General features: G+C 74.1%; 13 protein-coding genes. 10 read left to right on the top strand and 3 right to left on the bottom strand.

What is annotated here, in order from left to right; translation table 11 throughout:
- Positions 1-534 (bottom strand): sigma-70 family RNA polymerase sigma factor (locus CCN44_RS28880; protein ID WP_143650019.1); only part of this gene is annotated, 534 nt, incomplete at its 3' end.
- A gap of 522 nt (positions 535-1056) precedes the next feature.
- Between CCN44_RS28880 and CCN44_RS28875 the strand changes: the two genes are divergently transcribed.
- The 3 genes from CCN44_RS28875 to CCN44_RS28865 all read left to right on the top strand — a co-directional run bounded on the left by CCN44_RS28875 (position 1057) and on the right by CCN44_RS28865 (position 5125).
- Positions 1057-1887, top strand: a complete 831-nt coding sequence (locus CCN44_RS28875) for an alpha/beta fold hydrolase (RefSeq protein WP_059248040.1) — start codon at positions 1057-1059, stop codon at positions 1885-1887.
- 117 nt (positions 1888-2004) lie between these two features.
- The gene (locus CCN44_RS28870; RefSeq protein WP_086700782.1) at positions 2005-3591 is read left to right on the top strand and encodes an alkaline phosphatase D family protein; all 1587 of its coding nucleotides are present in this window, start codon (positions 2005-2007) and stop codon (positions 3589-3591) included.
- A gap of 121 nt (positions 3592-3712) precedes the next feature.
- The gene (locus CCN44_RS28865; RefSeq protein ID WP_189397322.1) at positions 3713-5125 is read left to right on the top strand and encodes a GNAT family N-acetyltransferase; all 1413 of its coding nucleotides are present in this window, start codon (positions 3713-3715) and stop codon (positions 5123-5125) included.
- Positions 5126-5205: 80 nt separating this feature from the next.
- On the opposite strand, the gene CCN44_RS28860 is transcribed toward CCN44_RS28865, so the two are convergent.
- A complete protein-coding gene (locus CCN44_RS28860) occupies positions 5206-6408 on the bottom strand; it encodes a trans-sulfuration enzyme family protein (protein WP_059254831.1) in 1203 nt (400 codons plus the stop codon).
- A gap of 60 nt (positions 6409-6468) precedes the next feature.
- Here CCN44_RS28860 and CCN44_RS28855 point away from each other — a divergent pair, with 60 nt between their 5' ends.
- Both CCN44_RS28855 and CCN44_RS28850 read left to right on the top strand, forming a co-directional pair.
- A complete protein-coding gene (locus CCN44_RS28855; protein ID WP_059248043.1) occupies positions 6469-6954 on the top strand; it encodes an Lrp/AsnC family transcriptional regulator in 486 nt (161 codons plus the stop codon).
- 53 nt (positions 6955-7007) lie between these two features.
- Entirely contained in the window at positions 7008-8699 is a 1692-nt protein-coding gene (locus CCN44_RS28850) for a DUF885 domain-containing protein (RefSeq protein ID WP_059248044.1), read from the top strand.
- A gap of 10 nt (positions 8700-8709) precedes the next feature.
- Here the strand turns inward: CCN44_RS28850 and CCN44_RS28845 are convergent, their stop codons facing one another.
- A complete protein-coding gene (locus CCN44_RS28845; RefSeq protein WP_086700779.1) occupies positions 8710-9558 on the bottom strand; it encodes an SDR family oxidoreductase in 849 nt (282 codons plus the stop codon).
- Positions 9559-9683: 125 nt separating this feature from the next.
- Here CCN44_RS28845 and CCN44_RS28840 point away from each other — a divergent pair, with 125 nt between their 5' ends.
- The 5 genes from CCN44_RS28840 (at position 9684) to CCN44_RS28820 (ending at position 14115) form a co-directional block, all read left to right on the top strand.
- Positions 9684-10247, top strand: coding sequence for a hypothetical protein (locus CCN44_RS28840; RefSeq protein ID WP_208639858.1), 564 nt, complete (start codon positions 9684-9686; stop codon positions 10245-10247).
- A 125-nt stretch (positions 10248-10372) separates the two neighbouring features.
- Positions 10373-11050, top strand: coding sequence for a hypothetical protein (locus CCN44_RS28835; RefSeq protein ID WP_086700776.1), 678 nt, complete (start codon positions 10373-10375; stop codon positions 11048-11050).
- Positions 11051-11225: 175 nt separating this feature from the next.
- A complete protein-coding gene (locus CCN44_RS28830) occupies positions 11226-11456 on the top strand; it encodes a ferredoxin (RefSeq protein ID WP_059248047.1) in 231 nt (76 codons plus the stop codon).
- Positions 11446-12837, top strand: coding sequence for an NAD(P)/FAD-dependent oxidoreductase (locus CCN44_RS28825; RefSeq protein ID WP_086700774.1), 1392 nt, complete (start codon positions 11446-11448; stop codon positions 12835-12837). Before CCN44_RS28830 ends, CCN44_RS28825 begins: the two co-directional genes overlap by 11 nt.
- 39 nt (positions 12838-12876) lie before the next feature.
- Complete coding sequence (locus CCN44_RS28820) at positions 12877-14115, top strand: cytochrome P450 (RefSeq protein WP_086700770.1); 1239 nt, start codon at positions 12877-12879, stop codon at positions 14113-14115.
- Positions 14116-15105 lie beyond the last annotated feature (990 nt).

Raw genomic sequence — 15105 nt, 5'->3', positions numbered from 1 at the left:
GCGGCGCCGGACGGGGTCGACCTCGTACCGCGGGCGCCGCTCCGCCACATGCCGGCGGGCCCGCCCGGCGAGTTGCCGTACCGCCGGCTCCCCGCGGTCGAGCAGCGTGGCGATCTCGGCGTACGGGTAGCCGAACGCCTCCCGAAGCACGAACACCGCCCGCTCCAGCGGGGACAGCGACTCCAGGACGACCAGGACGGCCAGGGAGACCGTGTCGGCGAGCACGGCGCGGTCCGCCGAGTCCGGGGCGGTGTCGGCGAATTCGGTGAGGTACGGCTCCGGGAGCCACGGTCCCACGTACGCCTCGCCGCGCGACTGCACCTGGCGCAGCCGGTCGATGGCCAGCCGGGTGGTGACGCGCACCAGGTAGGCGCGCGGTTCGCGGACCTCCGCGCGGTCGGCCTGGTACCAGCGCAGCCAGGCCTCCTGGACCACGTCCTCGGCGTCGGCGACCCGGCCGAGCATCCGGTAGGCGACCCCCATGAGCAGGGGCCGGTGCTCTTCGAAGACGTCGGTGGCGAGGTCGGTGGTCACGGGTTCCATCCCATCCGACACGCCTGGCGGTGTCCACCCGGAATGCCCGGCTCCAGGAGCGGCGCGGATCACACGGACCGCGGGCCGCCGGCGGGCGGCGACCATGAGGTGGGCGATGGGGTACGCGGCGCTGGGCACGGTGGAGTCGGACAGCGTGGGCGAGCGGATCCGGCGTGCGGTCCCGCACGCGCGCGTGGTGAAGATGCCGAACGCCATCGGCCGCCGGGTGAGGGTGGGCGCCGGGCGAGCAGCATGTGTTCGTGTGCGGGGCCGACACCGGGGCCGAGGAGCAGGTGACGGAGCCGTTCGGGGAGTTCGGCCGACCGACCGGGTGCTGGACCTCTGCGGCATCCGGTCGGCCCGTGTGCTGGAGATGTGTCTGCCGCTGCGGCTCGCCCCGGCGTCGGCATCGAGATGCGCCGGGCGGATCGCGGAACGGGAACCCCGGGGGCTACCCGCCGGTAGCAATTGCTGACAAGCTGTCTACGGCGTCCGTCAGCAGCCCAGACGAGGAGCATCCCCATGTCCGCCACCGTCTCCTTCACGGTCCCCACCCCGCACGGCCCGAGCGACGTCACCGTGTCCTACGCGCGCGTGGGCCGCGGCGAACCGCTCGTCCTGCTGCACGGCATCGGCCATCACCGGCAGGCCTGGGACCCGGTCGTGGACATCCTGGCCACCGAGCGCGAGGTGATCGCCGTGGACCTGCCGGGCTTCGGCGCCTCCCCGGGACTGCCCGACGGCCTGGCCTACGACCTGCCCACCACCAACTCCGTGCTCGGCGCCCTGTTCGAGGCCCTGGAGCTGGACCGCCCGCACGTCGCCGGCAACTCGCTGGGCGGCCTGCTGGCGCTGGAGCTGGGCCGGGAGAAGCGCGTACGGTCCGTCACCGCCCTGTCCCCCGCGGGTTTCTGGACCGAGGCCGAGCGGCGGTACGCGTTCACGGTGCTGCTCGCGATGCGGGGCGTCGCCCAGCGGCTGCCGCTGCCGCTGGTGGAGCGGCTGTCCCGTACGGCGGCCGGCCGTACCGCGCTGACCAGCACCATCTACGCCCGCCCCGCGCGCCGTTCGCCGGAGGCGGTGGTCGCCGAGACGCTTGCGCTGGTCGGCGCAGCGGGCTTCGGGGCGACCCTGCGGGCGGGCACCACGGTCCGGTTCACCGACGACCTGCCGGGCCTGCCGGTCACGGTGGCCTGGGGCACCCGGGACCGGCTCCTCGTGCGCCGTCAGGGCGTCCGGGCCAAGCAGCTGATCCCGCACGCCCGGCTGGTCCGGCTGCCCGGCTGCGGCCACTGCCCGATGAACGACGACCCGGCGCTGGTCGCGCGGGTCATCCTGGACGGCAGCCGCTGAACCCCCTGACCGCCTCCCGGCCCACCGGAGTTCACTTCCGGTTCGCGTGCGCGCCGCGGCGCCCCCGTAGGTGTGGCTCTGCACACTGGCCGGATCCCGTCCCTGGAGGCGCACGCCATGTCCCACCGTCCGCTCCCCGGCCGCCGCAGCGTGCTGCGCGGCTCCCTCGCCGCGTCGGCGGCCCTGACCCTGCCCGTGGGCCTCGGCGCGGCCCCGGCGTTCGCCCGCTCCGGACGCCCCGCGGCGGACTGGGGCGTGCAGACCGGTGACGTGACCGCCGACTCCGGCCTGGTGTGGGTGCGCGCGGACCGGCCGGCCCGGATGATCGTGGAGACCGCGGCCACCGAGTCGTTCCGCAACCCGCGCAGATGGCACGGCCCGCTGCTGGGCGCCGGCACGGACTTCACCGGCACCACCCGGCTGCACGGCCTGCCCTCCGGCGAGCAGATCCACTACCGGGTGCTGCTCGCCGACCCGGACGACCCGCGCCGCACCGGCGAGCCCGTGACCGGCACCTTCCGCACCGTCTCCCGGCGCCGCCGGGACGGCGTGCGCTTCCTGTGGTCGGGCGACCTGGCCGGCCAGGGCTGGGGCATCAACCCCGACCTCGGCGGCTACCGGATCTACGACGCCATGGCCCGGCTCGACCCGGACTTCTTCCTGTGCAGCGGCGACACCGTCTACGCCGACGGCCCGATCAGCGCCACCCAGGCGCTGCCCGACGGCGGCACCTGGCGGAACGTCACCACCGAGGAGAAGGCGAAGGTCGCCGAGACCCTCGCCGAGTACCGGGGCAACTTCCGCTACAACCTGCTGGACCGGAACCTGCGCCGGTTCAACGCCCAGGTGCCCTCGATCGTCCAGTGGGACGACCACGAGGTGCGCAACAACTGGTACCCGGGCGAGATGATCGCGTCCACCGACACCCGCTACACCGAGAAGAGCATCGACGTCCTCGCGGCGCGCGCACGGCGGGCGTTCAGCGAGTACTTCCCTCTCTCCACGCTGCGTCCGGGCGCGAAGGAGGGCCGGGTCCACCGGGTGCTGCACCAAGGCCCCTTGCTGGACGTGTTCGTGCTCGACATGCGCACCTACCGCAACGCCAACTCGGCCGACGACCAGACCGCCGATCCGCAGGGCATCCTCGGCAGGGAGCAGCTGGAGTGGCTCAAGCGGGAGCTGGCCCGGTCGCGGGCGGTGTGGAAGGTGCTCGCCGCCGACATGCCGCTGGGTCTCGTCGTACCGGACGCGACGGAGAACAAGCCGAACTTCGAGGCGGTGGCGCAGGGCGATCCGGGCGCGCCGCTCGGCCGTGAGCTGCAGATCGCCGAGCTGCTGCGGTTCATCAAGCACCGGCGGATCACGGGCACGCTGTGGCTGACGGCGGATGTGCACCACACCTCCGCCCAGCACTACCAGCCGTCGCGGGCCGCGTTCACCGACTTCGAGCCGTTCTGGGAGTTCGTCTCCGGGCCGCTGAACGCCGGTGCCTTCCCGGCCAGCGCGCTGGACGGCACCTTCGGTCCGGAGCGGGTGTTCGTGAAGGCGCCGACCGCGTCGAACGTCTCGCCCGCGGGCGGTTACCAGTTCTTCGGCGAGGTCGACATCGACGGGGACAGCGGGGAGCTGACGGTACGGCTGCGCGAGCAGGACGGCACCGTGCTGTTCACCAAGACGCTGCAGCCGGGCCGGGTCGGTCAGTGAGGAACGGACAAGAGGTCGAGCGCCCGGCCATAGAAAATGCAACAAATGGGACGGAGCATGCTTAACCCATCGGTCACAATCAGTTCGTGATCACGCAACACCTTTCCCCCACAGTGGCTGCATGACTCCAGAGATGCCTGATGTGACCCGGGCCAGGCACGGGCGGCCCGTGCACCACTGGCGGCGGGACGTCGTCGAACTCGCCGCGCTGTTCACGGCCGTGGCCGTCGCGGACGCGGTGGCGAACCTGATCGGGCACGGGCCCGACGGCCCGGCCCTGCTGGTGGTGTCGGCCGTCGTGCTGGCCGCGACGGCGGTGTTCCACGTGTGGTGGTCACGCCGCCACACACATGCCCCGCCGGTGAGCGATACCGGTGCCCGGCCGACCGCCGAGACACGGCCGGCCGGGCCGTCCGGGCAGCCCGCCGTCTGCGAGACCGGCGGCGTGCTGTGGCGGATGCGGACGACGGTGAAGGACGAGCCGGGTTCCCTGGCCGCCCTGTGCGCGGCGCTCGCCGAGCGGCGGGTGGACATCCTGAGCCTGCAGACGCACCCGCTGGCCGCCGGCACGGTGGACGAGTTCCTGCTGCGGGCGCCGGGCCCGCTCACGGCGGCCGAGATCACCCGGGCGGTCGCGCTGGCCGGGGGCACGGCCACCTGGATCGAGCGGGCCGACGCCCACGACCTGGTCGACGTGCCCACCCGGGTCCTCGGCCTGGCCGCCCGCACCGCCCTGGACACCGCCGAACTGCCGCTGGCGCTGCGCCAGTTGCTGGGCCGGTGCACGATCCGGTCGCTGCCCGGCGCACCGGCCGGCGGCGGCCGTGGTCCGCAGCCGGTGCCGGTCGAGGGGATCCTGGAGGACACCGTGATGCGGCTGCCGGCGCCCGAGGGCGGTGTGCTCACCGTGGAGCGGCCGTATCTGCCGTTCACCCCCACCGAGTTCGCGCGCGCCCGGGCGCTGGTGGAGCTGGACGGCCGGCTGGGGCCGCGGATCCCCGACGGCCACGACGTGCTGACCCTGCCCGAGGGCAACGACATCACCGTGCGCCGGGTCGACACCGGGGACCTGGCCGCGGCCCGGGCGATGCACGAGCGGTGCTCGCCGCACACCCTCGGCCTGCGCTACCACGGCCCGGTCGGGGACGCGGACCGCTATCTGAACCACCTGCTCAGCCCCCGCTTCGGCCGGACGCTGGCCGCGCAGACCGCCTCCGGGAAGATCGTCGGCCTCGGGCATCTGCTCTGGGACGGCGACGAGACCGAGGTGGCGCTGCTGGTGGAGGACGAGTGGCAGCGGCGCGGCATCGGCGCCGAGCTGCTCGGCCGGCTGGTGGCGCTGGCGGCGGAGGCCGGCTGCGCGAGCGTGTACGCCGTGACCAAGGCGTCCAACACCGGCATGGTCGCCGCGATGCGCGGCCTCGGCCTGCCCCTGGACTACCAGGTCGAGGAGGGCACCCTGGTCATCACGGCCCGGCTGGCCCCGGCCCCGGTGTCCACCGCACCCCGGGTGCAGCCGCCGCACCTCGGCTGAGACAGCGCCTCCTGCGCATCCGCCACGGCGGTGCCGGGCCCCGCGCGACCACGCCCCGGGCCCGGCACCGCCGCCTCACCTCACCGCACCGCTTCCCGCAGGGGTGTCAGCTGCCGTACCGGCGGCGCGCCGAGCGCCCGGTCCAGGTCCGCCCACAGGTCGTCCACGTCCTCCAGGCCCACCGACAGCCGCAGCAGCCGGTCGCTGACGCCCGCACCGCGCCGGTCCTCGGCGTCCACGATGCGGTGGCTGATGGACGCCGGGTGCTGGATGAGCGTGTCGACGCTGCCCAGGCTCACCGCGGGGGTGACCAGCCGGACCCGGGAGATCACCTCGTGCGGGTCGCCGTGCACCTCGAAGGCGACCATCGCGCCGCCGAGCCTCGGATAGCGCACCCGGGCCACGCGCGGGTCGGCGGCGAGCCGGCGGGCCAGCTCGGCGGCGTTCGCGGAGGCGGCCCGGACCCGCACCGGCAGCGTGGACAGCCCGCGCAGCAGCAGGTAGCCGGCCAGCGGATGCAGCACTCCCCCGGTGGCGAACCGGATCTGCCGCAGCCGGCCCGCGAACTCCTCGTCGCAGGCGACCACCCCGGCCAGCACATCGCCGTGCCCGCCGAGGTACTTCGTCGCGCTGTGCAGCACCAGCCGGGCGCCCTGCTCGGCCGGGCGCTGGAGCACGGGGGTCGCGAAGGTGTTGTCGGCGAGCAGCGGGACCGAGCCGCAGGCGTGGGCGATCGCCCTCAGGTCGAGTTCGGCGAGCGTCGGATTGGCCGGGGACTCGACCATCACCAGGCCGGTGTCCGGGCGCAGCGCCCCGGCGATGCCGGCCGGGTCGGTCCAGGTGACCTCCGTACCCAGCAGCCCCGCGGTGAGCAGGTGATCGCTGCAGCCGTACAGGGGCCGGACCGCGACGACGTGCCGCAGGCCCGCCGCCGAGCAGGCGAGGAGTACGGCGCTGAGCGCGGCCATGCCGCTGGCGAAGGCGACCGCGGACTCGGTGCCCTCCAGGCGGGCGAGCGCGGTCTCGAAGCGGGCGACGGTGGGGTTGCCGAGGCGGCCGTAGACGGGCGGCCCGGCCGGGTCGGCGCCGTCGGCGGCGAAGGCGTCGATGCGGGCGGCCTCGGCACGGCTGTCGTAGGAGGGGTAGGTGGTGGACAGGTCGATCGGCGGGGCGTGCAGGCCCTGGCGGGCGAGATCGTCGCGGCCGGCGTGCACGGCCTCGGTGGCCAGGGCTCTCGATGCGGTGCGTACGTCGTCGTAGGCACCGGTGCTCGCTGTGTCCATGGGCGGAAGGGTGAACATCGGACGGTTCTCCGGAGCCGAACCCCGTGTTACGTTCGGGCCATGGCCGAATCCGTCGTACTGGATCCGGTCGATCTGCATCTGCTGCGCCTGTTGCAGAACGACGCCCGGACCACCTACCGCGACCTCGCCGCGCAGGTGGGCGTGGCGCCGTCGACCTGTCTGGACCGGGTGGCCCGGCTGCGCCGCTCGGGCGTGATCCTCGGCCACCGGCTGCGGCTGGACCCCGCCAAGCTCGGGCGCGGCCTCCAGGCCCTGCTGTCGGTGCAGGTACGGCCGCACCGGCGGGAGCTGGTGGGGCCGTTCGTGGAGCGGATCCGGGCGCTGCCGGAGGCACGGACGGTGTTCCATCTGACCGGCCCCGACGACTACCTGGTGCATGTGGCCGTGGCGGACATGGCCGATCTGCAACGGCTGGTGCTGGACGAGTTCACCGCCCGGCGCGAGGTGGCCCGGGTGGAGACCCGGCTGATCTTCCAGCAGTGGGAGTGCGGGCCGCTGCTGCCGCCCGGCCACGCCCAGAGCTGAATCCCGGCCAACTCGGGTGACGCGGCGATCGTCCACGTACGAGGATGGGCCGCATGTCTGACACCCAGATCCCGCTGCCCCGTCAGGTCGCCGACGCCTATGTGGACGACCTCATCGCCCTCGACCCGGTCACCGGTACGTACCTCGGTGTGAAGGAGAGTTCGAGCAGACTGCCCGACTACTCGCCGGCCGGTCAGGAGGCCCTGGCGGAGCTGGCCCGGGCCACGCTCGCCAGGCTGGACGAGGCGGAACGGCAGCCGGGGGCGGACAGTGACGCGGAGCGGCGCTGCGGGCGGCTGCTGCGGGAGCGGCTGACCGCCGAACTCGCCGTCCACGACGCGCAGGAGCACCTGCGCCGGATCGGCAACATGGACACGCCCGGGCACGCGGTGCGGGAGGTCTTCACAGTCACGCCGGCGGAGACGGAGGAGGATTGGGCGGCGATCGCCGAGCGGCTGCGCGCGGTGCCGGGCGCGCTCGCGGGCTACCGCGCGTCCCTGGAACTCGGCCTGGAGCGCGAGCTGTTCGCGGCGCCCCGGCCGACCGCCACCTTCATCGACCAGCTCACCGAGTGGACGGACACGGACGGCAAGGGGCGCGGCTGGTACGAGGACTTCGCCGCCGCGGGCCCCGAGGCGCTGCGCACCGAGCTGGACGAGGCGGCGCGCGCGGCGACCGCCGCCCTGGTGGAGCTGCGGGACTGGCTGCGGGAGGTGTACGCGCCGGCGATCGAGGGCTCCTCGAACGTGGTCGGCCGGGAGCGGTACGCGCGCTGGGCCCGCTACTTCAACGGCACGGACCTGGACCTGGACGAGGCGTACGCGTACGGCTGGGCGGAGTTCCACCGCCTCCTCGGCGAGATGCGCAAGGAGGCGGAGAAGATCCTGCCCGGCGCCGAGACGCCGTGGGTGGCGCTGGCCCACCTGGACGAGCACGGCCGGCACATCGAGGGCGTGGACGAGGTCCGGGAGTGGCTCCAGGCCCTGATGGACAAGGCGATCGAGGAGCTGGACGGCACGCACTTCGACCTCGCCGAGCGGGTGCGCCGGGTGGAGTCGTGCATCGCCCCGCCCGGCGGCGCGGCGGCCCCCTACTACACGCCCCCGTCGGAGGACTTCTCCCGGCCCGGCCGCACCTGGCTGCCCACGATGGGCCTGACCCGCTTCCCGGTCTACGACCTGGTGTCGACCTGGTACCACGAGGGGGTGCCCGGCCACCACCTCCAGCTGGCGCAGTGGGCGCACGTCGCCGGGAACCTCTCCCGCTACCAGGCCACGATCGGCGGGGTCAGCGCCAACGCGGAGGGCTGGGCGCTGTACGCGGAGCGGCTGATGGACGAGCTGGGCTACCTCACCGACCCCGAGGAGCGGCTCGGCTACCTGGACGCGCAGATGATGCGGGCGGCCCGGGTGATCGTGGACATCGGCATGCACCTGGAGCTGGAGATCCCGGCGGACTCGCCGTTCCACCCCGGGGAGCGGTGGACGCCGGAGCTGGCCGAGGAGTTCTTCGGCGCGCACAGCAGCCGGCCCGCGGACTACGTGGAGAGCGAGCTGACCCGGTACCTGACGATCCCGGGCCAGGCGATCGGCTACAAGCTCGGGGAGCGGGCGTGGCTGCTGGGCCGGGAGAGGGCACGCGAGCGGCACGGTGACGCGTTCGACCTGAAGGCCTGGCACATGGCGGCGCTGTCGCAGGGTTCGCTGGGCCTGGACGACCTGGTGGACGAGCTGTCCCGGCTCTGACCGCCCGGCGTCAGCGCCGGAAGCCGCCTTCCGAGTTGATGACCTCTCCGGTGATCCAGCCCGCCTCGTCGGTGGCCAGCCAGGCGATGAGGCGGGCCGGGTCGTCGGGCACGCCCCAGCGTCCGGCGGGGAACCGGGCGGCCACGGCCGCGTGGAACCCGCCGGTGGCGTAGCCGGTGTCGACCGGGCCGGGATTGACGGCGTTCACCGTGATCCCCCGGTCGGCGAGGGCCGTGGACAGGGAGCGGGTGACGGAGGCGAGGGCGCCCTTCTGGAGGGCGTAGGCGATCTCGCCCGGCATGCCGCCGCCGAGGTCCTGCCCGGACGTCATCAGCACCACCCGCCCGCCGGGGGTGTCGTGCGGCAGCGCGGCGCGGGTGCGGGCGTACGCCTGGACGAGCAGCAGCACCGAGCGGGTGTCCACGGCCCAGTGGGCGTCCAGCATCGCGGCGTCGATGTCGTCCAGGGTGCCGTCGGAGCCGCTGAGGGCGTGGTTGGCGACGAGGATGTCCAGGCGGCCGAACTCCTGGTGCACGGTGTCGATCAGCCGGGCCGGTTCGGCGGGGTCCGCCAGGTCACCGGGGCCCGCGGCGACCCGCGCCCCGGGGTCGCCGAGCGCCTCCCGCACGGAGTCGGCGACGGCCTCGGGACGGTCGGCGCCCCAGGGCATCGCGGCGTCGTGCGGCACATGGTGGTGCAGATACACGCTCGCGCCGTACGCGGCCAGGCGCCGGGCCACGGCGTGTCCGATGCCGGCCCGCCGGCTCGCACCGATGACGAGTGCGGTACGGCCGCGCAGGGGCAGGGGGTCGCGGCGCAGTTCCGCGGAGCTGGGCAGGGGCTCGGCGGGAGTGGGCATGGGAGGTCACCTCGTCTCGGCTCTCCGCAGCCGGATTATCTTGGCTCCTCGCAGGCCGACTCGTCTTGGCTCTTCACAGGCCGACGACCCGTCACCGGGTCCCGACGAAAGCAGGGACGGACGTCATGAACTCCGGCCGGGAACCGGGCAGGACGGCGGTCCGGCGTGTGCCCCTCGCCGTGCTCGCCGTGGTCGTCGCGGGATCGCTCGCCGGCTGCGGCAGTGACCACACGGCGGACGCGGGAGCGGACACGCGGTGGGCCGCGGGGATCACACCCGAGTGGATGAGCGGGCACATGGGTCTCGACGTCCCGGCCACCGCCCGGTCCGTCCGGGCCGCCTACAAGGTCACGTCCCGCTTCGACACCGGCCTCCTCACCTTCACCCTGTCGAGGGCCGAGGCCGAGGCCTACCTGAGGAAGCACCCTCCGTCCGGCAGGTGGCTGACACCGACGGCGGCACAGCCCGACACACCTCGGTCGGATTTCACCCACCTCGGGCTGCCGGAGCCGGAGACGTTCGAGGAGGGTGTGCGGTACGGCTTCGTCTGCCCCGGCACCGAGCCGTACGACACCTCGGACGGGAACTGCACCCGGCTGTACGCGCACGCGTACGCCCCGGACCGCACCCGCATCTATCTCCGCGCCCACTTCGAACCGGGTGTCGGTCCCCTGCCGACGGCCTCTTGAGCGCGGTCCCGGCTCCCGGCCGAGCCGCGGATGCGCGGCTCGGCCGGACGGCCGTCCTCCGGTGGCGGGGGCGGAGCGCGGACGGCTAGCTGGTGCCGGGGGCCGATGCGGAAGGCGGGCCGGGCATGCAGGAGAGCGCGCCGGGGCGGCGGGCACTGGAGACCCCGCGGGCGGCGGGGCTGGCCGGAGTGGTCTTCGCGCTGCTGCTGGCGGCGGCGATGGTCCTGGTCAGGCTGGGGATTCCGGAAGGGGCCGACGCGGCCGGCGCGCCGGTGACCGCGGATTCCGGGCGGCGGGCCGCGCTGCGGACGGCCCTCGCCCTCGTACCGTTCGCCGGGATCTTCTTCCTGTGGTTCATCGGCGCGGCCCGCGCGCACGTCGGCGCGGTCGAGGACAAGTTCCTCGCCACGGTGTTCCTGGGCAGCGGGCTGGTCTTCACGGCCACGATGTTCGGCGCCGCCGCGGCGGCGAGCGCCGTGCTCGGGGCGCACCGTCCGGCCGCCCTGCTGCCGGTGCCGGGCCCCTGGGACTTCGGCCGCCACTTCGCGTACACGTTGATGACGGAGTACGCCATGCGGATGGCGGCCGTCTTCGTGTCCTCCCTGTCGGTCATCGGCCACCGCCTCGGCGTCCTGCCGCGCCCGCTGACGGTCGTGGGTTTCCTCACCGCCCTGACGCTGCTGTTCGTCTCGCCGAACGTGCCCTGGGCGGAACTCGTCTTCCCCGCGTGGTCGCTGCTGATCAGCGTGCACATCCTCACGGCGAGCGGGCGTGTCCGCCCCCGGCCGGCGGCGGCCGGATGACGGCCGCCGCCGGCCGCAGGTGCTCCGCGCCGGCCGCTCACTCGATCGGCGTGCCCGGCGCGCGGGCGCCCCGCCCGCGCTCGCATGCTGGCGAGCGGGGGACGACCGCCGTCCGCAGCCGCCCGCGCGCGCCGCGTGGGGGGCCGGACCTGGCCATCGGAAGGGCGGAGCGTCGATGAGGCTCGTCGTCGATCTCAACAAGTGTCAGGGGTACGCGCAGTGCGCGTTCCTCGCGCCCGACGTCTTCGCCATGCACGGCGAGGAGTCGCTGATCTACAACCCGCGGGCGGAGGAGGAGCAGCGGGAGCGGCTGGCGCGTGCCGTCGCCGCCTGCCCGGTGCAGGCGATCACCGCCGACGGACTGGACCGCGCGGGAGAGGTCCGGGAGGCGCCCGATGGCCGCTGACTACGTGGAGTGGCTCAGGCACGAGGGCCGGATCGTGATCGTCGGCGCCTCGCTGGCCGGACTGCGGGCCGCCGAGACGCTGCGTGCCGAGGGCTTCGCCGGTGAGCTGACCCTGATCGGGGACGAGCCGTACGAGCCGTACGACCGGCCGCCGCTGTCCAAGTCGGTGCTGCTGGGCATGGCGTCCCCGCACCACACCGAGCTGCCGCACCGCTGGGAGATCGACGCCAAGTGGCGCCTCGGCGTCGCGGCGACGGGACTGGATCTGACGGCCAAGCGGGTCCGGCTGGCCGACGGCGACGAGGTGGAGTACGACCGGCTGCTCATCGCGACCGGGGTGCGCGCCCGTCCCTGGCTGAAGCCGGAGGAGGCCCGGCTGGACGGCGTCTGCCTGCTGCGCACCCGGGAGGACGCGGCCGACCTGTGCCGGCGGCTGAAGGCGGGGCCGCGCCGGGTGTTCGTCATCGGCGCCGGGTTCGCCGGTTCGGAGGTGGCCTCGGCGTGCCGGGAGATGGGCCTGCCCGTCACGGTCGCGGAGCGCGCGGGCGCGCCGCTGGTGGGCGCGCTCGGCGGGGTCGTCGGGGCGGTCGCCGCCGACCTGCAGACGGAGAACGGCGTCGATCTGCGCACCCATGTCACGGTGACCGCGCTGGAGGGCGACTCGGCGGGCCGGGTGCGGGCCGTCCATCTGTCGGACGAGAGCGTCGTCGAGGCGGACGTGGTCGTGGTCTCGCTGGGTTCGCTGCGCAACACCGAGTGGCTGGAGGGGTCGGGGCTGGGCGCAGGGCCCCGGGGCATCGCCTGTGACGCGGGCTGCCGGGCCTTCGACTTCCGGGGCATCGTCACCGACGACGTGTTCGTGGCGGGTGATGTGGCGCGCTCCCCGCACGCCCTGTTCGGCTACCAGTTCCTCTCGCTGGAGCACTGGGGCAATGCCGTCGCCCAGGCGGAGACGGCCGCGCACAACATGATCTGCCGCGGTGCCGACCGGCGGCCCCACCTGTGGATGCCCGCCTTCTGGTCCTCGATGTTCGGCGTGAACATCAAGTCGGTCGGGGTGCCGCCCATGGGCGAACAGCTCATGGTGACGCAGGGCTCGCTGGCCGAGCGCCGGTTCGCCGCCGTCTACGGCTACCAGGGCCGGATCGTGGCGGCCGTGACCTTCGACAACACGCGGTGGCTGGAGTTCTACCAGCGGCAGATCGAGCGGGGCGCGCCGTTCCCGGTGGAGTTCCCGACGATGGACCGGCGTCCCGAGAACCGGCAGCCGATCCCGGCCGGATTCCCGGACCCGTCCCTGCCGACCCACGGCCCCATGGTGACCCTCAGCGGTTACTCGCCGGCCGACCAGCAGCTGGTCTTCCACCCCGCCCGCCACTGACCGCCGCTTCCGCCGGCCCCGACGTTCCAAGGACCTGCCATGCCGCACACCTCGATGCTGCGCCAGATCACCGACTTCGCGAACCGCGCCAACCCGTATCCGGTGTACGAGGAACTCCGCCGGACGCCGGTGCTCCACGAGGAGGAGGGCGGCCCCTACATCATCAGCTCGTACTACGACATCAAGGCCCTCCTGCACGATCCGCGGATCAGCTCCGACGCCAGGAACCTGGCCGCCGCCGGGGAGGACGAGCTGGGCCAGGAGGAGGAGACGGGCGGGCTGCCGCCGTCGTTCCTGCGCCTGGACCCGCCCGAGCACGACCGGCTGCGGCGCATCGCCAACGGCGCCTTCGGACCGCCGCACCGGCCGCGGCGGATCGACGGACTGCGGGGCGACATGCGGGAGATCGTCACCGAGCTGATCGACGGGTTCGGGGACGCGCGGCAGATCGACCTGGTCGACCAGTTCGCCTACCCCTTCCCGGTCACGGTGATCTGCCGGCTGCTCGGGGTGCCCCGGGAGGACGAGCCGCGGTTCCGCGCCTGGGTCGATCCGCTGGTCGCGAGCCTCGACCCGGCGACGCGCGAGGGGGCGGAGGCCGACGCGCAGAAGACGGCGCAGGAAGCCCGGATGCAGCTCGGCATGTACCTGGCCGGGCTGGTCGAGCAGCGCACCAAGGAGCCGCGGGACGACCTGTTGTCCGACCTGGTGAACAGCCGGGGCCCGGACGGCTCCATGACGATGATGGAGGTGCTCAGCACCTCGGTGCTGCTGCTGATCGCCGGTCACGAGACGACGGTCAACCTGATCACCAACGGCATGCTCACGCTGCTGCGGCACCCGGAGATCCTCCGGCGGCTGCGGGAGGACCCGGGTCTGGCGGTCAACATCGTGGAGGAGCTGCTGCGGTACGAGCCGCCGGTGCAGCTCGTGCCGCAGCGCACGTGCATCGCCGACATCGAGGTGCGCGGGGTCACGATCCCGAAGGGCTCGCGGATCTGGCTGGTCCTCGCCGCGGGCAACCGGGACCCGGAGCGGTTCAAGGAGCCCGAGCGGTTCGACCCGGACCGGGGGGACATCCAGCACCTCGGCTTCGGCAGCGGCATCCACAGCTGCTTCGGCGCTCCGCTGGCCCGGCTGGAGACCCAGATCGCGCTGTCCGAGCTGGCCCGGCGGCTGGACAACCCCCGCCTGGTCGAGGACCCGCCGCCGTACCGGCAGAACGCCGTGCTGCGCGGACCCCGGCATCTGGACGTCGCCTTCGACGGACTGCGCTGAACATGCGGTGAGCACGCTCCGGCGGCCGGGCGGGCAGAACGGGTCTTGAGCGCTCCGGGCTGTCGGCGGGTTCCGCGCGCTCCGAGCGGCCGGGCGAGCAGGCGGGTATCGGGCACTCCCGGCGGCCAGGCGAGCGGTGCAGGTATCGGGCGCTCCCGGCGGCAGGCAGAGCAGGGCGGGTCTTGCGCGCTCCCGTCAGCCGGGCGGGCAGAACGGGTCTTGAGCGCTCCGGGCTGTCGGCGGGTTCCGCGTACTCCGGGCGGCCGGGCGAGCAGGCGGGTATCGGGCACTCCCGGCGGCCAGGCGAGCGGTGCAGGTATCGGGCGCTCCCGGCGGCAGGCCGAGCAGGGCGGGTCTTGAGCGCTCCCGTCAGCCGGCCGGGCAGGGCGGGTCTTGAGCGCTCCGGGCTGTCGACGGGTTCCGCGCACTCCGGGCGGCCGGGCGAGCGGTGCGGGTATCGGGCACTCCCGGCGGCCGGGCGGCAGAACGGGTCTTGAACGCACCCGGCGGCCGGCCGGCCAGGGCGGGGCTTGAACGCACCCGGCAGCCGGCCGGGCAGAACGGGTCTTGAACGCTCCGGGCTGTCGACGGGTTCCGCGCACTCCGAGCGGCCGGGCGAACAGGCAGCCATCGGGCACTCCCGGCGGCCGGGCGGGCAGAACGGGTCTTGAGCGCTCCGGGCTGTCGGCGGGTTCCGCGCACTCCGGGCGGCCGGGCGAGCGGTGCGGGTATCGGGCACTCCCGGCGGCCGGGCGGGCAGAACGGGTCTTGAACGCACCCGGCGGCCGGCCGGGCAGAACGGGTCTTGAGCGCTCCGGGCTGTCGACGGGTTCCGCGCACTCCGAGCGGCCGGGCGAGCAGGCAGCCATCGGGCACTCCCGGCGGCCGGCCGGGCAGAACGGGCCTTGAACGCACCCGGCAGCTGGCCGGGCAGGGTGGGTCTTGAGGGCTCCGGGCTGTCGGCGGGTTCCGCGTACTCCGGGCGGCCGG

This window comes from Streptomyces tricolor, from assembly GCF_002155905.1.
Taxonomy (GTDB): Bacteria; Actinomycetota; Actinomycetes; order Streptomycetales; family Streptomycetaceae; genus Streptomyces; species Streptomyces tricolor.
This window is presented reverse-complemented; position numbering and strand designations above follow the sequence as displayed.